The organism is Streptomyces sp. NPDC058751 (assembly GCF_042746485.1).
GTDB lineage: Bacteria > Actinomycetota > Actinomycetes > Streptomycetales > Streptomycetaceae > Streptomyces.
The window spans coordinates 1-18,516 of sequence record NZ_JBHYPZ010000048.1 but is presented as its reverse complement, the minus strand read 5'-3'; the positions used below and the strand labels follow the sequence as shown (position 1 = coordinate 18,516).

The window sequence follows — 18,516 nt, the reverse complement described above, 5'->3', positions numbered from 1 at the left end:
CTTCCCCGGCCCGGAGTCAGGTTGAGGCCGGCCCGGCACGGACCCCGGGGACCGGGACCCGCCCACGGGCCGGTACGCGACCGGCCGGGCCGGCCACGGGCGCAGCGCCCCGCGCGGTCCCGGGCGGGGCGCTGCCCGTAGGCTCGTCCGCATCATGACGATCGTGAGGATTCCCGCGGACTGGCCCGTCACCGAGGAACAAGCCCGCGCCGTGCAGGACGAGTTGCGCGAACGGGTGGTGCTCGGCGAGCCGGGCCCGCCGCCCGGCACCGGCCGGGTGACGGGCGTCGACGTCGCCTACGACGACGAGCGGGACGTCGTCGTCGCGGCCGCCGTCGTCCTCGACGCGGCGACCCGCGAGGTCGTGGCGGAGGCCACCGCCGTCGGCAGGGTCTCCTTCCCGTACGTCCCCGGACTGCTCGCCTTCCGCGAGGTCCCGACCGTTATCGCCGCGCTGGACGCCCTGCCCTGCCCGCCCGGCCTGGTCGTCTGCGACGGGTACGGACTCGCCCACCCGCGCCGTTTCGGCCTCGCCAGTCACCTCGGCGTCCTCACCGGACTCCCCACGATCGGGGTCGCCAAGAACCCGTTCACCTTCTCCTACGAGGAACCGGGCGTCCGGCGCGGCAGCGCCTCACCGCTGCTCGCGGACACCGAGGAGGTGGGCCGCGCGCTGCGCACCCGGGACGGGGTCAAACCGGTGTTCGTGTCCGTCGGCCACCGCGTGGACCTCGACAACGCCTGCGCCCACACCCTCGCGCTCACCCCGGAGTACCGCCTGCCGGAGTCCACCCGCCGGGCGGACTCCCTGTGCCGCAGGGCCCTGCGGGAGGCGACTTCCTGACTCCACGCGCCCGTCGGCCCGGGGGCACCCGTCCCGGCGGACGAGGGTTCTTCCCGGCGACCGCCGCGACGCTAACGGCGGCCCAGGAACTCGGCGATGCGCGTGAACCCGTCGGCGCCGTGGCCCAGGCCGATGGCCCGCCGGGTCACGGCCTCGGCGGCGCGCATCACGCCCGCGTCGATGCCGTGCGCCTCGGAGGTGTGGACGATGTGCGCCATGGAGGACACGGCCGAGGTGATCGGGTTGGCCTCGCCGGAGTAGTCGCCGCTGTCGGCCTCCCGCGCGGTCGATTCGAAGAGCGGCGGGAGGATGTCGCCGATGCCCTTGGCGAACGGGGCCAGCTCCCGCGCGGTGATGCCTTCGGCCCGCGCCACCGCCAGGGCGTGCGCGTAGCCCGCCATCGCGGTCCAGAAGATGTCGAGCAGCGCGATGTCGTACGCAGCCGCCCTGCCGATCTCCTCGCCGAGGTGGGTGTGGGTGCCGCCCAGCGTCTCGAGGACGGGCAGGTGCTCCTGGTAGAGCTCCTCCGGGCCGCTGTGGATGAACACCGCCGAGGGCGTTCCGACGGTCGTGGTCGGCGTCATGATCGCGCCGTCCAGGTAGCGGACACCGTGTTCGGCCGCCCACGCCGCGGTTTCCCGGGCCCGGACCGGGGTGTCGGCGGTCAGGTTGACCACCGTGCGCCCCTTGAGCGCGCCCGTGACCGCCTCGCGCCGCAGGACGGCGTCCACCGCGTCGTAGTTCACCACGCAGACCACGGTCACCCCGGAGGCGGCGACCGCCTCCTCGGCGGACCGGGGGCTGTCGGCACCCCGGGCGACCAGCTCCCGGTCCCGGCCCGGGGTCCGGTTCCACACCGTGGTCCGCAGACCGGCGTCGAGGAAAGCGCCCGCCAGGGACCGGCCCATCGGACCCAGGCCGAGGACGGTGACGGCAGACTGTTCAGTGCGTAAGGACATGGCTCGACTCCCGTGAAATATCGGCATTCTGTGATGAAAAGGACGACGATGACGCGCAGCCGTGCCCAGGATCCGAACGTCTGTGGGGTGACTGCCGCGATCTCCGTGATCGACGGAAAGTGGAAGACGGTTCTGCTCTGGCTGCTGGAAGCCGCTCCCCACCGTCCGGGCGAGCTGTTGCGACGGCTGCCGGACCTCAGCGAGAAGGTGCTGACCCAGGCGCTCCGGGAGATGGAGGCCGACGGACTGGTGCACCGGGAGGTGCACGACGTACGCCCGTTGAAGACCGTGTACTCCTTGACGGAGTTCGGCCGGGAACTGTCCGAGGCGTTGGCCCCCCTCTCGGACTGGGGTCACCGCCGCCTGGAGAAGCTCACCGGCACTCGGCCGGCCTCATGACCCATCACCTCGCCACCCGCGTCTCGCCGCGATTCCGCGGCCCCGGGCCGCCCCCATCAGGATCACCCGGCCGCCGGTCATCGCCAAGTACCCACAAAAAGGTGGCTACCGAGGGGGCGGATCTCCGGTGTGCGCGGCGAGCGGTGGCGGCACGCTCCGGGACGGGGCGCGACCTGAAGGGCCCCGCCCGGGGCGGCGACAGGACGGCGCGGGACGGGAGGGGCGCTCCTGCGGGCGCTTTCCCGGCCCCACGCCCCCGTCGGCCCGCCCGCGCGCCTGAGTACGGTCCCTGAGTACGGCCCCTGAGTACTCGTACGGATGTACGGCCGTGCCGCGACCGGCAGGCTGGTCCGCATGACGACGCACCGAGCCCTCGACCCTTCCGCCGGACCCGCGCGGCCCGCCGGGCGTGCGGTGACCACCGCGCTGGTCCTCGCCGTTCCGGCCGGCCTCGCCTGGATCGGCGGGATGGTCTACACGGTGATCGCCTGGGCGTCGTGAGGACCACCAGGCCCCCACGACCACGCCCGGCCCCCACGACCACGCCCGGCCCGTACGACCACGCCCGGCCCGTACGACCACGCCCGGCCCGTACGGACGGCAGTCCTAGTGCCGCGGCACTAGCGAACCGCCGCCACCCGGAAGACGATCCCCGCCGCGCGCAGCCGTTCCAGCAGCGCGTCGCCCATCGCCACCACCGGTGTGACCTGGCCGGACGTCTTCGGCAGCTCGTCCAGGGCCAGGGACAGGGCCGACTCCGCGAGCATCTTCGCGGTCTCGCCGTAGCCGGGGTCGCCGCCCGAGACCTCGGTGTACACGCGCCGGCCGCCGCCCTCGCCGACGAAACGCACCGAGAACCAGCTCTTCGCGCGGAGCTCGGCGTCGGGGCCCTCGCCCGGCCTGATCCGGCCGGACAGCCAGCGGCGCGCGGGCGGGAGCTGCGCGGCGGCGAAGAGCGCGCTCACCCCGGCGACCCCGCCGAGGGCGACGGGCAGCCGCTCGACGGCCGCGTAGTGGCGGTAGCGGAAGTCCGGCCCGTACCGCGCCAGGGCCCGCGCCGAGCGCTGCACCACCTGGGCGTCGATCGTGGGCAGCGGCAGGGCCCACGCCCCGACCTCCTTGGCGAACCGCGGCGCGCCCAGGGGGGCTTCCACCCGCCGCCCCATCAGGCGCGGTTCGTGGTACCTGCGCTCCCGCGCAGCGGCGAGCATGTGCCGGCCGCGCGCGAACTGGTTGAGGGCGGAGGCGAAGGTGCCGCCCGAGAACATCGCCCGGGAGCGCACGAATCCCTCCACCCGCAGCGGCACGTCCTCCGGGAGCTGCTTGACGGTGAAGTAGGCGCCCAGGTCGTGCGGGACGGAGTCGAAGCCGCAGGCGTGGACGAGCCGCGCGCCCGTCTCCCGCGCGCGTGCGTCGTGCCGGACGTACATCAGGTCCACGAACTCGGGCTCGCCGGTCAGGTCCAGATAGTCGGTCCCGGCGTCCGCGCAGGCGGCCACCAGGTCCTCCCCGTAGGTGATGTACGGCCCCACGGTCGAGGCCACCACGCGCGCCTGTCCGGCGAGCTCGCGCACCGAGTCCGGGTCCGTCACATCGGCCCGCAGCACGCCGGGCGCGCCGCCGAGCCGCTCCCGCAGCCGTTCCAGCTTCCCGGTGCTGCGCCCGGCGATCGCCCACCGCAGTCCCTCGGGAGCGTGGGCGGCCAGATACTCCGCGGTGAGCTCCCCGACGAACCCCGTGGCTCCGAAGAGCACGATGTCGTACGCGCGGTCCGGCTCGTTCACCCTGCTCATGACACCCTCCACCCCTGTGGGCCGCGTTCGAACGCACGGTCCGCGCCACGTCGTGCGCGAAGCGCCGTTGTCGGTGGCTGAGGCTAGCGTGAGGTGCGAACAGTCGGACGACGAGGTCGCACGAACAGGCCGGAGGCAGCCGTGACCGTGTCGGAAAACGCGCTGAAAAAGTGGCAGAACGTGCGCGGGTCCGCGCTCGGCCCGGTCGAGCCCGGCCGGATGCGGGTGTCCCCGGAGGGGCGGGGGACCCCGGCGGCGGAGCCGCTGTGCGACCGGGCCGGGGAGGGCCGTCGCGTCATAGCACCCGAAAGGCTGACCGCCGGGCCGGACCGCCGTTGATCGCCGGGCCGGACCACCGCTGACCGTGGGACCCGGCCGGTGCGGACCGCGGTGCCGGGCCGGCGGCGGAACCGGTGCGGAGCCGGCCCCGGTCCCGGAATTTGACTAAGCGCTTGCTCGCCAGGGGCTTGCCCAGAGTGGAACGCGTTCTTAACATCACTGATGTCACATCAGTGGTGTCACAGTGATGGGGGCTTGATGACAGCGGCAGGATCGCCGGGGCAGGGTCCCCTCGCAGGAGTGCGCGTGGTCGAACTGGCGGGCATCGGTCCCGGCCCGTTCGCGGCCATGCTCCTGGCCGACCTCGGAGCGGACGTCGTCCGGGTGGACCGGCCGGGGGGCGCCGGGATCGGGGTCGCCCCGGTCCACGACGTCACCAACCGCAACAAGCGGTCCGTGATCGTCGACCTCAAGGCCGAGGACGGGGCGTCCCGCGTCCTCGACCTGGCCGAACGGGCCGACATCCTGATCGAGGGCTACCGCCCCGGCGTCGCCGAGCGGCTCGGCGTGGGCCCCGAGGACTGCCGTGCCCGCAACCCGAGGCTCGTCTACGGCCGGATGACGGGGTGGGGCCAGGAGGGCCCGCTCGCCCAGCGCGCCGGGCACGACGTCGCCTACATCGCGCTCACCGGCACCCTCGGGATGATCGGCGCCCCGGACGGACCGCCGGCGGTCCCCGCGAACCTCCTGGGCGACTACGCGGGCGGTTCGCTCTACCTCGTCGTCGGCGTCCTCGCCGCCCTGCACCACGCGCGCGCGACCGGCACCGGCCAGGTCGTGGACGCGGCCATCGTCGACGGCACCGCGCACCTCTCGACGATGATCCACGGCATGATCGCCGCGGGCGGCTGGCAGGACCGGCGCGCCGCCAACCTCCTCGACGGCGGCTGCCCGTACTACGGGACGTACGAGACCGCCGACGGCCGGTACATGGCCGTGGGCCCCCTGGAGCAGCGGTTCTACGACCGGTTCGTCGACCTGCTCGGCATCCCCGGACTCGGTCCCGCCCACAAGGACCCGGCGCGCTGGGAGGAACTGCGCGCGGCGGTCGCCGGCCGCTTCAGGACCCGTACGAGAGACGAGTGGACCGCCGTCTTCGAGGGCACCGACGCGTGCGTGGCACCGGTCCTGTCCCTGCGCGAGGCGCCCGGGCACCCGCATCTCGCCGCCCGGGGCACGTTCGTGGACCACGACGGCATCACCCAGCCCGCCCCCGCCCCGCGCTTCTCGGCCACCCCCACCGCGGTCCGGAGCGGTCCCGCCCTGCCGGGCGCCGGCACCGCGGACGTGGCCCGCGACTGGGACGTGCCCGGGCTGACGAAGGACGGCGCCTGATGCGGTCGCGCCGGCCGCCCCTCCCCGGCCGGGACCCGGCGCCCGCCCGGGCCTGCGCGAGCCCGGCCACCGTCCTCCCCGAAGGTTTCCGTACACACTCCAGGAAGGCCCTTCCCGCATGAAGCGGCAGATCTTCACCGCCGAGCACGACGCGTTCCGCGAGACCGTGCGCACCTTCCTCGCCAAGGAGGTGCTGCCCCACTACGAGCAGTGGGAGAAGGACGGCATCGTCTCCCGCGAGGCGTGGCGGGCGGCCGGGAAGCAGGGGCTGCTCGGACTCGCCGTCCCCGAGGAGTACGGAGGCGGCGGGAACACCGACTTCCGCTACAGCGCCGTGCTCGCCGAGGAGTTCACGCGCGCGGGAGCGGCCGGGCTCGCCCTCGGGCTGCACAACGACATCATCGGCCCGTACCTGACCGACCTCGCCACCGAGGAGCAGAAGCGGCGCTGGCTGCCCGGCTTCTGCGACGGCTCGATCATCACCGCGATCGCGATGACCGAACCCGGCGCCGGCTCCGACCTCCAGGGCATCGCCACCCGCGCCGAGGACAAGGGCGACCACTTCCTGCTCAACGGCTCCAAGACGTTCATCTCCAACGGCATCCTCGCCGACCTGGTGATCGTGGTCGCCAGGACCACCCCCGAGGGCGGCGCGCACGGACTGTCGCTGCTCGTCGTCGAGCGGGGCACGGAAGGCTTCGAACGCGGCCGCAACCTCGACAAGATCGGCCAGAAGTCGCAGGACACCGCCGAGTTGTTCTTCAACGACGTCCGCGTCCCCAAGGAGAACCTGCTCGGCACGCTGAACGGCGCGTTCGTCCACCTGATGACCAACCTCGCGCAGGAGCGCATGGGCATCGCCGTCGCGGCCATCGCGGGGGCCGAACACCTGCTGGAGATCACCACCGCGTACGTGAAGGAGCGCGAGGCGTTCGGGCGTCCGCTCGCCAAGCTCCAGCACATCCGCTTCGAGATAGCCGAGATGGCCACCGAGTGCGCCGTCACCCGCACCTTCCTCGACCGCTGCATCGTCGACCACTCGGACGGCGAACTCGACGCGGTGCACGCCTCCATGGCGAAGTGGTGGGCCACCGAACTGCAGAAGCGGGTCGCCGACCGGTGCCTCCAACTGCACGGCGGCTACGGCTACATGACGGAGTACCGGGTCGCACGGGCCTTCACCGACGGACGCATCCAGACCATCTACGGCGGAACGACCGAGATCATGAAGGAGATCATCGGTCGCTCCCTGCTCGGCTGAACCCCCATCGAAAGGCTTACCAGTGAGCACCGAAGCGTACGTGTACGACGCGATCCGCACCCCGCGCGGTCGCGGCAAGCAGAACGGCTCCCTGCACGGGACCAAGCCCATCGACCTCGTCGTCGGGCTCATCCACGAGGTGCAGCGGCGCTTCCCGGGCCTCGACCCGGCCGCCGTCGACGACATCGTGCTCGGTGTCGTCGGCCCGGTCGGCGACCAGGGCTCCGACATCGCCCGGATCGCGGCCATCGCCGCCGGACTGCCCGACACGGTGGCCGGCGTCCAGGAGAACCGCTTCTGCGCCTCGGGCCTCGAAGCGGTCAACATGGCCGCGATGAAGGTCCGTTCGGGCTGGGAGGACCTCGTCCTGGCGGGCGGCGTCGAGTCGATGTCGCGCGTGCCCATGGCCTCGGACGGCGGCGCCTGGTTCGCCGACCCGATGACCAACCTCGCCACCAACTTCGTGCCGCAGGGCATCGGCGCCGACCTCATCGCCACCATCGAGGGCTTCTCCCGCCGCGACGTCGACGAGTACGCGGCTCTTTCCCAGGAGCGCGCGGCCACCGCCGTGAAGGAGGGCCGCTTCGAGAGGTCCGTCGTCCCCGTCAAGGACCGCGGAGGTCTCACGGTCCTCGACCACGACGAGTTCCTGCGCCCCGGCACCACCGCCGACTCGCTGGCGAAGCTGAAGCCCTCGTTCGCGGACATCGGCGAACTGGGCGGCTTCGACGCGGTCGCGCTGCAGAAGTACCACTGGGTCGAGAAGATCGACCACGTCCACCACGCGGGCAACTCCTCCGGCATCGTGGACGGCGCCTCGCTGGTCGCCATCGGCTCCAAGGAGGTCGGCGAGCGCTACGGCCTGACCCCGCGCGCGCGGATCGTCTCCGCCGCCGTGTCCGGCTCCGAGCCGACCATCATGCTCACCGGCCCCGCGCCCGCGGCCCGCAAGGCGCTCGCCAAGGCAGGCCTGACCATCGACGACATCGACCTCGTCGAGATCAACGAGGCCTTCGCGGCCGTCGTCCTGCGCTTCGTGAAGGACATGGGCCTGTCGCTGGACAAGGTCAACGTCAACGGCGGCGCCATCGCGCTCGGCCACCCCCTCGGCGCCACCGGCGCGATGATCCTCGGCACCCTCGTCGACGAGCTGGAGCGCCAGGACAAGCGCTACGGCCTCGCCACCCTGTGCGTGGGCGGCGGCATGGGCATCGCCACGATCGTCGAGCGCGTCTGACCTTCCCAACGGATCAAGGATCTACGGAGCATTCCCTGATGAGCACTGAGCCCACCACCATCCGCTGGGAACAGGACGAGACCGGCGTCGTCACCCTCGTCCTCGACGACCCCAACCAGTCCGCCAACACCATGAACGCGGCGTTCCGCGCCTCCCTCACCGCGGTCGCCGACCGCCTGGAGGCCGAGAAGGACTCGATCCGGGGCGTCGTCTTCACCTCGGCCAAGAAGACCTTCTTCGCGGGCGGCGACCTGCGCGACCTCATCCGGGTCACGCCCGAGACCGCCCAGGACCTCTTCGACGGCGGCCTCGCCATCAAGCGCGATCTGCGCCGCATCGAGACCCTGGGCAAGCCGGTCGTCGCCGCCATCAACGGCGCGGCCCTGGGCGGCGGCTTCGAGCTCGCCCTCGCCTGCCACCACCGCGTCGCCCTCGACACCTCCGGCACCAAGATCGGCTGCCCCGAGGTCACCCTCGGCCTGCTCCCCGGCGGCGGCGGGATCGTCCGCACCGTGCGCCTGCTGGGCATCGCCGACGCCCTGCTGAAGGTCCTCCTCCAGGGCACGCAGTACAACGCGACGCGCGCCCGGGACAACGGCCTCGTCCACGAGGTGGCCGCCACCCCCGAGGAACTGCTCGCCAAGGCCCGCGCGTTCATCGACGCCAACCCCGAGTCGCAGCAGCCCTGGGACAAGCCCGGCTACCGCATCCCCGGCGGCACCCCGTCGAACCCGAAGTTCGCGGCCAACCTGCCCGCCTTCCCCGCCAACCTGCGCAAGCAGACGAACGGCGCGCCCTACCCGGCCCCGCGCAACATCCTCGCGGCCGCCGTCGAGGGCTCCCAGGTCGACTTCGAGACGGCCCAGGTCATCGAGGCCCGCTACTTCGTCGAGCTGGCCGCCGGCCAGACCTCGAAGAACATGATCCAGGCGTTCTTCTTCGACCTCCAGGCCGTCAACTCCGGCGCCAACCGGCCCAAGGGCATCGAGCCGCGCCCGGTCCGCAAGGTGGCCGTCCTCGGCGCCGGGATGATGGGCGCGGGCATCGCCTACTCGTGCGCCCTCGCGGGCATCGACGTCGTCCTCAAGGACGTCTCGGCCGACGCGGCGGACAAGGGCAAGGCGTACTCGGAGAAGCTCTGCGCCAAGGCGGTCGCCCGGGGCCGTACGACCCAGGAGAAGGCCGACGCGCTGCTCGCCCGCATCACGCCCACCGCCGACCCCAACGACCTCGCGGGCTGCGACGCCGTCATCGAGGCGGTCTTCGAGGACACCTCGCTCAAGCACAAGGTGTTCCAGGAGATCCAGAACATCGTCGAGCCCGACGCCCTGCTCTGCTCCAACACCTCCACCCTGCCCATCACCGCCCTCGCCGAAGGCGTCGAGCGGCAGGAGGACTTCATCGGGCTGCACTTCTTCTCGCCCGTCGACAAGATGCCGCTCGTGGAGATCATCAAGGGCGAGCGCACCGGCGACGAGGCCCTGGCCCGCGCCTTCGACCTGGTCCGCCAGATCAGGAAGACCCCGATCGTCGTCAACGACTCGCGGGGCTTCTTCACCTCCCGGGTCATCGGGCACTTCATCAACGAGGGCGTCGCGATGGTCGGCGAGGGCATCGAGCCCGCCTCCGTCGAGCAGGCCGCGGCCCAGGCCGGCTACCCGGCGAAGGTCCTCTCCCTCATGGACGAGCTGACCCTCACCCTGCCGCGCAAGATCCGCAAGGAGTCGCAGCGGGCCGTCGAGGAGGCGGGCGGCACCTGGGAGACCCACCCGGCCGAGGCCGTCATCGACCGCATGGTCGACGAGTTCGGGCGCCCCGGACGCAGCGGGGGAGCGGGCTTCTACGAGTACGGCGAGGACGGCGGCCGCGGGCTGCTCTGGCCGGGGCTGCGCGAGCACTTCACGAAGCCGGGGCACGAGATCCCGTTCGAGGACATGAAGGAGCGCATGCTCTTCTCCGAGGCGCTGGACACCGTCCGGCTCCTGGAGGAGGGCGTCCTGACCTCCGTTGCCGACGCCAACATCGGGTCGATCCTCGGTATCGGTTTCCCGGGCTGGACCGGCGGTGTGCTCCAGTACATCAACGGCTACGAGGGCGAGGCCGGGACGGGTACGGCCGCGTTCGTGGCCCGCGCGCGGGAGCTCGCCGAGCGCTACGGCGACCGTTTCCTGCCGCCGGCGCTGCTCGTCGAGAAGGCGGAGAGGGGCGAGCGCTTCACCGACGCGTCCTGACCCGGGCCCGGACCGGGCGCGTCCTGACCCGGGCCCGGACCGGGCGGCGGGCGGGACTCGCGCCACGGGGGCGGGTGCCGGACACCTTGTCGGTGTCCGGCACCCGCCCCCGCCGTCGTGCAGCGGTCGTCAGGATTCCTTGAGCCACTCCCGCAACTCGTTCTTCAGGGAGCGCTGGAACGCGGTCAGCAGCGCCTGCACGACCAGCGGCTGCATGTGCGCCGACAGCGACTTCACGGCCGCCACGGACTCCTGCTCGCCCACGGCGTCACGCAGCAGCCCGGACAGCTCGCGGGCCGCCGCGCGCGCGTGCTCCAGCAGGACGTTCCGCGCGGCGAGGAGCGACTCGTCCGCGATCGGTACGTCCAGGAGCTCCAGGCCGAGCTTCAGCAGCCCGGGGTCCAGCCGGACGGGGTCCCCCGTCCCCTCGACGACGCTCATCGCGGCGAGCCGCTCCAGGTCCGCGTCCCCGAGGGACCGCCCGGCCCGGCGTTCCAGCTCCTCCCGGGTCACCTCCTCCGTCGCGTCGGGAGCCCAGGAGGCCACCACGGCACGGTGGATGGCGAGGTCCTGCGCGCTCAGATCCGGCGGCAACTGCGTCAGGTACCGCTCGATCGCGGCCAGCGTCATGCCCTGGTGCTGCAACTCCTCGATGAGCGCGAGCCGGGCCAGGTGCTCCTGGCTGTAGTGCCCCACCCGGCGGGGGCCGATCACCGGCGGCGGCAGCAGACCCCGGGCGCTGTAGAAGCGGACGGTACGGACCGTGACACCCGCCCGCGCGGCCAGTTCGTCGACCGTGAGCTTCGGCTCCTCGGTGTCCGTCGTCATGGCAGGTTCTCGCCTCTCGCGTCGTGCGGCGCCCGCCCCTGGTGACCGCTGACGGCGCGGTGCAACAGTATTGCTGTCCCACCAGCGTTGTGAAAGTTCTCGTCCGCCGTCGGGGCGGCGCCGTTGTCAGTGGCGGCACCTACGGTGGTGGCATGTCGGAGATCAGATACGTCCGCGGCGATGCCACCGTTCCCTCGATCAAGGGCGTCAAGCTGATCGCCCACGTGTGCAACGACATCGGGGGCTGGGGAAAGGGCTTCGTGCTGGCGCTCTCCCGCCGCTGGCCGGAGCCCGAGGCCGCGTACCGAGCCTGGCACCGCGGCCGCGCGGGCAACGACTTCGGCCTGGGCGCGGCCCAGTTCGTCCAGGTCGAGCCGTACGTATGGGTGGCGAACCTGGTGGGCCAGCGGGGGATACGCACGGGCAGCAAGGGCGTGCCCGTGCGCTACGAGGCCATCGATGCCGCCCTCGGACTGCTGGCAGACAAGGCCGTCGAACTCGGCGCCTCCGTGCACATGCCGCGCATCGGATGCGGTCTGGCCGGCGGCACCTGGGCGCGGGTGGAACCCCTGGTCACCGAGCGGCTGGTGCGCCGGGGTCTGTCGGTGACCGTGTACGACCACGGCGGCTGACCGACGCGGAGGTTCCAGGGCGGCGACCGACAGGATTTGCGCAAGTTTCTGCAACTCCTTGCGGTGATCGTCAGGGGACTGGTTGACTCGCTGCTTGCGTCAGAGAGGGAGAGTCATGAGCCGCGACATCGACGTCCTCGTCCTGGGTGGTGCGGGTGTGGACACCATCGTCCACGTCCCCGAACTGCCGTTGCCCTACGCCGACAGCTACATGATCCGTCCGGGCATCGAGACCCGCGCCGGGCAGACCGGTGACTTCGTCGCCCTTGGCCTGCACAGCCTCGGCCTGCGCGCCCACCACCTCGACCTGCTCGGCGACGACCCCGAGGGCGACCTCGTGCGCGCCCTGCACCGCGACCGGGGCATCCCGCTCACCGAGGTCTCCCAGCCCGCGGGCACCAAGCGCGCGGTCAACCTCGTCGGCCCCGACGGGCGCAGGCTGTCCCTGTACGACGACAGCCGGGCGGGCGAAGGGGACCGGCTGCCCGAGGAGACGGTGCGGCGGCTGGCCGTGTCGAGCCGGCACGCCCACGTGTCCATCACCCACCCCTGCGCCTTCGCCCTGCCGGTCCTCCGGGAAGCCGGGGTGACCATCTCGACCGACCTGCACAACTGGGACGGCGAGAACCCGTACCACGAGCCGTTCGCCTACACCGCGGACGTCGTGTTCGTCTCCGCCACCGCCCTCGCCGACCACGAGCGCACCATGCGGAAGATCATGGAGCGCGGCCGTGCCGAGGTGGTCGTCGCCACCGCCGGTGCCGAGGGCGCGTACGTGCTGACCGACGGCGAGGTGACCCACGTCCCCGTGGTCCCGCCCCGCACGCCGGTCGTCGACTCCAACGGCGCGGGGGACTCCTTCGCGGCGGGCTTCCTCTACGGCCGTCTGACTGGAGAACCGGTCGAGCGCTGCGCCCTGTTCGGCGCGGTGGCCGGCGCCTACGCCTGCACGGTCCCCGCGACCCGCGCCGACGCCATCGGCCGTGCCGAACTCCTCGACCAGGTGGCCGAGTCGGAGGTGAAGGCCGCCACCCGCTGAACCCCGCGCCACGGGTGCCCGCCACCGGACGGCGTCGGGCGCCTTTGGCCACCCCCGTCACACGACCGCCATTCGGCCGACATGAGTCATCCGTTCCCAAGGGTCTGTCAAATACCCTCTGTCGCAGGAGAGTTGACCGGGGTACGTTCCGCCCATGCCGACATCCACACCAGTGAGCCGCATGCGCTTCACGACCTGGAGACCGCTCGCGGCGGCGGCCGTCGCCGCCCTGATGGCCGCGTTACTCGTCCCGGCCGCCGCACACGGCGCCCCGAGACAGAGCACCCCGGTCTACTCGTACGAGAACGCGATCCGTGAGTCCGTCTGGGTCGACACCGGCCTCGACGGCGACGGCGACGGACGGCACGACCGCGTCGCCGTCGACGTCGTCCGGCCCCGCGAACCCGCCCGCCAGGGGCGCAAGATACCCGTGATCATGGACGCCAGCCCGTACTACTCCTGCTGCGGGCGCGGCAACGAGAGCCAGAAGAAGACGTACGACGCGGACGGCCGCGTCGTACGGATGCCGCTGTTCTACGACAACTACTTCGTGCCGCGCGGCTACGCCTTCGTCGGCGTCGACCTCGCCGGCACCAACCGCTCCGACGGCTGCGTCGACGTGGGCGGCCGCTCCGACATCCAGTCCGCCAAGGCGGTCGTCGACTGGCTGAACGGCCGCGCCAAGGGCTACACCACCCGCACCGGCACCGCGACGGCCCGGGCGACCTGGACCAATGGCAGGACCGGGATGATCGGCAAGAGCTGGGACGGCACCATCGCCAACGGCGTCGCCGCCACCGGCGTGAAGGGCCTGAGGACCATCGTGCCGATCAGCGCCATCTCCTCCTGGTACGACTACTACTTCGCCGAGGGCGCCCCGCTCTACGACTCGGGCCCCGACTGGCTCTCCGGATACGTCGACAGCCCCGACGCCCGCGCCAAGTGCGCGGCCGTACAGCGGAAACTGGTCGACGGGGCGCCGCGCACCGGCGACTGGACGCCGCTGTGGACCGAGCGCGACTACGTCAAGGACGCCGCGAAGGTGAGGGCCAGCGTTTTCCTCGTCCACGGCATGCAGGACCTCAATGTCCGCACCAAGCACGTCGGCCAGTGGTGGGACGCCCTCGCCCGGAACGGGGTCGAGCGCAAGATCTGGCTCTCCCAGACCGGGCACGTCGACCCCTTCGACTTCCGCCGGGCCGCCTGGGTCGACACCCTGCACCGCTGGTTCGACCACGAACTCCTCGGCTACGACAACGGCGTCGACCGCGAACCCATGGCCGACATCGAACGCCACCCCGACCGGTGGACGACCTCCGCTGTCTGGCCGCCCCGCGCCACGAGCGCCACGACCCTGCGGCCGGGCACGGGCGCGCAGGCGGGCGTCGGCACCCTCGGACTCGGCCGCGAGCCGGGCACCGAGACCTTCACGGACGACCCGCGGCGGAGCGAGACCGACTGGGCCGCGCACATAGACCGGCCGACCGCGGACAAAGCCGGCTTCACCACCGGGCCGCTCACCCGCGACCTGCGGATCTCCGGCTCCTCCGAGGTGACCGTCACCGCCACGCCGACCACGTCGGCCGCCCATCTGTCGGCGGTGCTCGTCGACCTGGGCCCGGACACCGTCCGCGACTACGCCGGCCCCGGCGAGGGCATCACGACCCTCACCGACCGCACCTGCTGGGGCGCGAGCACCGCCGGCGACAGCTCCTGCTACAAGGTGACCGAGGCGGCCGGGGCCGACGTCGACTTCACCGTCGTCAGCCGCGGCTGGGCCGACCTCGGCAACCACGCCTCGGAGCGGCGGGGCGTCCCGCTCACCCCGGGCAAGGCGTACACCATCACGCTGGACCTGGCGGCCACCGACCACGTGGTCCCGAAGGGGCACCGGCTCGCGCTGATCGTCGCGGGAACCGACAAGGACCTGATCGACCCTCCCGCCGCCACGCCCACCCTGACCATCGACCTGGCCCGAACCTCGGCCCGGGTGCCCCTGGTGGGCGGCGCGGCCGCGTTCGCGCGGGCGACGAAGGGCTCCGCGGCGGCACCGGCAGTGTCCGTCCTCGACGGCGTACGCGCCCCGCACACCGCCCTCCGGCTCCCGGGGGCGGACGACTGACCCCCTGACCCGCCACCCCTCCCGCCCGCTGACGCGCCGGCCCACGGGCCGGCGCGTCAGCCACTGCCCACGGGCCTGTCGACCCTCCGGCCCGCCGTGGCCGGCCGGAGGGTCAGCGGGAGGCGGCCGGGCCGACGAGTCCGGCCGCCTCCCGCGCGCATCCCCACGCCACGGTGACCCCGGCGCCGCCGTGCCCGTAGTTGTGCACCAGCACCCGCCCGTCCGGCCGGACCTCGCGCTCCAGACGGACCGTCTCGCGCACCGGCCGCAGCCCCACCCGGTGACCGAGCACACGGGCTCCGGCGACCTCGGGGCGCAGCGCCGCGCACCGCTCGACGATCCGCGCCGCCGCCTCCGGGTCGGGAACCAGGGACCAGTCGTCCTCGTCCGTGGTGCCGCCCAGGACCACCCGGTCCGGCTGCGGGAAGACGTACGTCGTCGTCCCGGCCACCGGGTCCGTCGAGACGAGCCACTCGCGGATCCCGGGGTTCTCGACGACCACGAGCTGTCCGCGCACGGGCCGTACCGCCGGATCCGGGACGAGATCACGGGCGCCGAGGCCCGCGCAGTTCACGACGACCGGCGCGTCCGGCTCCGCGAGGTCCGCCACCGTCCGTTCCTCGACCGTCCCGCCCGCCCGCAGGAACCGCTCCCGCAGGTGGCGCAGATGCACGGGCATGTCGATCAGCGGCAGCCGCGCCCGCAGCGCGGTCCCCGGGTACTCCCCGGCCGTCGCCGCGCGCAGTCCGGGCACCCGGGCCGCCCACGAGCCCAGCCCGTCCAGCCGCGTCTCGCCCATGACCCCCTCGACCAGGCGTACGCCACTGTCCTCGGGCCGCGCCGCCAGCTCCTCGTACACGGAGAGCGACTCGAGGGCCCAGGCGCGGGCCAGTTCCGCCGGCGCGATGCGGTACGGCCACCACAGGGCCCCCGCAACGGCCGAGGTGGTCCGCTCGGCGGGCTCCCGCGTCCACACCCGGACCCGCCCGCCGGCCTCGGCCAGCACCACGGCCGTCGTCAGACCGACGACCCCGCAGCCGACCACGATCACATCACCGCTCAGGGGCTTCTCCATGCCGGGACGTTAGCGGAACATGCCACACGCGACCCCGTCACCCCGTGTGCTGGGATACTCACTCCATGTCCTTCGAGTACGCCACCTTCGGCCTGGCCCCGACGACGCGTGCCGGCGGGGCCCTCGCGGGCGGTGACCACCAGGTGCACCGGGACCTCACCGACTTCGTCGTCGACGGACGCCCGCTGCTGCTTTGGCTCTCCGAGCTCGACGCGGTCTCCCCGCTCGCCTCCGACGTACCGCCCGCGATCTTCACCGCACACGTGCGCAACCTCCTGCTGGAGGCGGACGCCCCGCTCGACGGGGGCAGGCACGTCATCTACGGCTGCCCCGAGTGCGAGAGCATCGAGTGCGGTGCCGTCACCGCGATCGTCGAGCGGGACGGCGACGACTACGTCTGGCGGGACTTCGCCTGGCAGACCGGCGAACGGGTCGATCTGGAGCGCAACGGCTACCACGGCGTGGGGCCGTTCCGCTTCCGCGGCCCCGAGTACCGCGGCGCGCTGAACTCCCTGCTCGGCGGTGACACGGGTTCCCGCGGCCGCGTTCTGCTGATCGCGGCGAGGAGCGCGCCCCTCGCGAAACCGGTTGCCGCCCTGCGCGCCACCGGCGGGCACCGGCGGTGAGGGACGCGACGGGCCGTCGAAGGTGCCGTGGCGGGCCGTTAAAATCGGCTCCCTGATGACTGCCACTCTCGTCGCCAAGAACCTCACCGCCGGCCACGGCGACCGCGCGCTCTTCTCCGGACTCGACCTCGTCGTCGCGCCCGGTGACGTGATCGGGCTCGTCGGCGCCAACGGCGCGGGCAAGTCCACGCTGCTGCGGATGCTCGCGGGCCTGCTCACCCCGGAGCAGGGCGAGCTGCGGCTCTCCCCGCCCTCCGCGACCGTCGGGCACCTGCCCCAGGAGCCGGAGCGCCGGGAGGGCGAGACCGTACGGGGCTTCCTCGCGCGCCGCACGGGCGTCGACGAGGCCCAGCGGGTCATGGACGCGGCGACGCAGGCGCTCGTCGACGGAGCGCCCGGCGCCGATGACGCGTACGCGAACAGCCTGGAGCGCTGGCTCGACCTCGGCGGCGCCGACCTGGACGAACGTGCCGAGGAAGTCGCCGACTCGCTCGGGCTCGGCGTCGGTCTCGACCAGCCGATGACGTCCCTGTCCGGCGGCCAGGCGGCCCGGGCCGGACTCGCCTCCCTCCTGCTCTCCCGCTACGACGTCTTCCTCCTCGACGAGCCCACCAACGACCTCGACCTGGACGGTCTGGAGCGCCTGGAGCGCTTCGTCTCCGGCCTGCGCGCCGGGACCGTCGTCGTCAGCCACGACCGGGAGTTCCTCACCCGCACGGTCACCAAGGTCCTCGAACTCGACCTGGCCCAGCAGCAGATCACGCTGTACGGCGGCGGTTACGAGGCCTATCTCGAAGAGCGCGAGACCTCTCGCCGGCACGCACGCGAGGACTACGAGGAGTACGCCGACAAGCGTGCCGCCCTCGAAGGCCGGGCCCAGATGCAGCGCGGCTGGATGGACAAGGGCGTCAAGAACGCGCGGCGCAAGGCGAACAACGACAACGACAAGATCGGCCGCAAGTTCCGCAGCGAGGCCAGCGAGAAGCAGGCCGCGAAGGCCCGGCAGACGCAGCGCATGATCGAGCGGCTGGACGTCGTGGAGGAGCCCCGCAAGGAGTGGGAGCTGCGCATGGAGATCGCGGCGGCCCCGCGGTCGGGCGCGGTCGTCGCCACGCTGCGGGAAGCCGAGGTGCGGCGCGGGGACTACACCTTCGGTCCGGCGACCCTCCAGGTCGACTGGGCGGACCGGGTGGCCGTCACCGGCGCGAACGGCGCGGGCAAGTCGACGCTGCTGGGCGCGCTGCTCGGCCGGGTGCCGCTGTCCGCCGGCCACGCCGTGCTCGGGTCCGGTGTGATCGTCGGCGAGGTGGACCAGGCCCGCAAGCTCTTCCACGGCTCCGAGTCGCTGCTGGAGGCGTTCGGCGCGGCCGTCCCGGACACGGAGCCCGCCGAAGTCCGCACGCTGCTGGCCAAGTTCGGGCTGAAGGCGGACCACGTCCTGCGCCCGGCGGCCACGCTCTCCCCGGGGGAGCGCACCCGCTCCGCGCTGGCACTCCTCCAGGGCCGGGGCGTCAACCTGCTGGTCCTGGACGAGCCGACGAACCACCTCGACCTGCCGGCCATCGAACAGCTCGAATCGGCCCTCGACTCCTACGAGGGCACGCTCCTGCTGGTCACCCACGACCGCCGCATGCTGGACGCGGTCCGCACGACCCGTCGCCTGGAGGTGGCGGACGGCAAGGTGACGGAGCGCTGATCCTCGCCGCCGAGGTCCTCCGGCATGCGGAAGGGGGCGGCCAACCCACGCGGGGGCGCCCCCCACCCAAGAACCCCCCCGGGAAAAAGCCCCCCCCCCG

15 protein-coding genes and 1 pseudogene are annotated in these 18,516 nt (G+C 72.8%); 12 read left to right on the top strand and 4 right to left on the bottom strand.

Annotated elements, in window-relative coordinates:
* Window positions 1-154 precede the first annotated feature (154 nt).
* Window positions 155-844, top strand: a complete 690-nt coding sequence (locus tag ACFW6B_RS33830; RefSeq protein ID WP_386602244.1) for an endonuclease V — start codon at window positions 155-157, stop codon at window positions 842-844.
* Window positions 845-915: 71 nt separating this feature from the next.
* Here ACFW6B_RS33830 and ACFW6B_RS33825 read toward each other — a convergent pair whose 3' ends face one another.
* Window positions 916-1,803: an NAD(P)-dependent oxidoreductase gene (locus ACFW6B_RS33825; protein WP_386602242.1), complete on the bottom strand. Its 888-nt coding sequence runs from the start codon at window positions 1,801-1,803 to the stop codon at window positions 916-918.
* A 48-nt stretch (window positions 1,804-1,851) separates the two neighbouring features.
* Here ACFW6B_RS33825 and ACFW6B_RS33820 point away from each other — a divergent pair, with 48 nt between their 5' ends.
* Window positions 1,852-2,202 (top strand): winged helix-turn-helix transcriptional regulator, encoded by a 351-nt coding sequence (locus ACFW6B_RS33820; protein ID WP_386602240.1) that lies wholly within the window; start codon window positions 1,852-1,854, stop codon window positions 2,200-2,202.
* A gap of 354 nt (window positions 2,203-2,556) precedes the next feature.
* Entirely contained in the window at window positions 2,557-2,703 is a 147-nt protein-coding gene (mmpA, locus tag ACFW6B_RS33815) for a morphogenic membrane protein MmpA (RefSeq protein WP_386602238.1), read from the top strand.
* A 119-nt stretch (window positions 2,704-2,822) separates the two neighbouring features.
* On the opposite strand, the gene ACFW6B_RS33810 is transcribed toward mmpA, so the two are convergent.
* The gene (locus tag ACFW6B_RS33810) at window positions 2,823-3,995 is read right to left on the bottom strand and encodes a saccharopine dehydrogenase family protein (protein WP_386602236.1); all 1,173 of its coding nucleotides are present in this window, start codon (window positions 3,993-3,995) and stop codon (window positions 2,823-2,825) included.
* A gap of 537 nt (window positions 3,996-4,532) precedes the next feature.
* Here ACFW6B_RS33810 and ACFW6B_RS33805 point away from each other — a divergent pair.
* The 4 genes from ACFW6B_RS33805 (at window position 4,533) to ACFW6B_RS33790 (ending at window position 10,398) form a co-directional block, all read left to right on the top strand.
* Window positions 4,533-5,669 (top strand): CaiB/BaiF CoA transferase family protein, encoded by a 1,137-nt coding sequence (locus ACFW6B_RS33805; RefSeq protein ID WP_386602233.1) that lies wholly within the window; start codon window positions 4,533-4,535, stop codon window positions 5,667-5,669.
* 118 nt (window positions 5,670-5,787) lie between these two features.
* Entirely contained in the window at window positions 5,788-6,930 is a 1,143-nt protein-coding gene (locus tag ACFW6B_RS33800) for an acyl-CoA dehydrogenase family protein (protein WP_386602231.1), read from the top strand.
* Between the two features lie 22 nt (window positions 6,931-6,952).
* On the top strand, window positions 6,953-8,167 hold the full coding sequence (locus tag ACFW6B_RS33795) for an acetyl-CoA C-acetyltransferase (protein ID WP_151471100.1): 1,215 nt from the start codon (window positions 6,953-6,955) through the stop codon (window positions 8,165-8,167).
* Window positions 8,168-8,205: 38 nt separating this feature from the next.
* A complete protein-coding gene (locus tag ACFW6B_RS33790; protein ID WP_386602228.1) occupies window positions 8,206-10,398 on the top strand; it encodes a 3-hydroxyacyl-CoA dehydrogenase NAD-binding domain-containing protein in 2,193 nt (730 codons plus the stop codon).
* 129 nt (window positions 10,399-10,527) lie between these two features.
* Here ACFW6B_RS33790 and ACFW6B_RS33785 read toward each other — a convergent pair whose 3' ends face one another.
* On the bottom strand, window positions 10,528-11,226 hold the full coding sequence (locus ACFW6B_RS33785) for a MerR family transcriptional regulator (RefSeq protein ID WP_386602226.1): 699 nt from the start codon (window positions 11,224-11,226) through the stop codon (window positions 10,528-10,530).
* A 152-nt stretch (window positions 11,227-11,378) separates the two neighbouring features.
* Between ACFW6B_RS33785 and ACFW6B_RS33780 the strand changes: the two genes are divergently transcribed.
* The 3 genes from ACFW6B_RS33780 to ACFW6B_RS33770 all read left to right on the top strand — a co-directional run bounded on the left by ACFW6B_RS33780 (window position 11,379) and on the right by ACFW6B_RS33770 (window position 15,019).
* Window positions 11,379-11,858, top strand: coding sequence for a macro domain-containing protein (locus ACFW6B_RS33780; RefSeq protein ID WP_386602224.1), 480 nt, complete (start codon window positions 11,379-11,381; stop codon window positions 11,856-11,858).
* A 115-nt stretch (window positions 11,859-11,973) separates the two neighbouring features.
* A complete protein-coding gene (locus ACFW6B_RS33775) occupies window positions 11,974-12,897 on the top strand; it encodes an adenosine kinase (protein ID WP_386602222.1) in 924 nt (307 codons plus the stop codon).
* 154 nt (window positions 12,898-13,051) lie between these two features.
* Complete coding sequence (locus ACFW6B_RS33770) at window positions 13,052-15,019, top strand: Xaa-Pro dipeptidyl-peptidase (protein WP_386602220.1); 1,968 nt, start codon at window positions 13,052-13,054, stop codon at window positions 15,017-15,019.
* A 112-nt stretch (window positions 15,020-15,131) separates the two neighbouring features.
* On the opposite strand, the gene ACFW6B_RS33765 is transcribed toward ACFW6B_RS33770, so the two are convergent.
* A complete protein-coding gene (locus tag ACFW6B_RS33765; RefSeq protein ID WP_386602218.1) occupies window positions 15,132-16,094 on the bottom strand; it encodes an FAD-dependent oxidoreductase in 963 nt (320 codons plus the stop codon).
* A gap of 65 nt (window positions 16,095-16,159) precedes the next feature.
* Here ACFW6B_RS33765 and ACFW6B_RS33760 point away from each other — a divergent pair.
* Both ACFW6B_RS33760 and ACFW6B_RS33755 read left to right on the top strand, forming a co-directional pair.
* Window positions 16,160-16,705 (top strand): annotated as a pseudogene (locus ACFW6B_RS33760) (oxidoreductase); the annotation flags it as partial.
* Window positions 16,706-16,775: 70 nt separating this feature from the next.
* Window positions 16,776-18,416 carry an ABC-F family ATP-binding cassette domain-containing protein gene (locus ACFW6B_RS33755; protein WP_386602216.1) on the top strand — a complete coding sequence of 547 codons (1,641 nt, stop codon included), beginning with the start codon at window positions 16,776-16,778 and terminating at the stop codon, window positions 18,414-18,416.
* The last annotated feature ends 100 nt before the right edge of the window (window positions 18,417-18,516 follow it).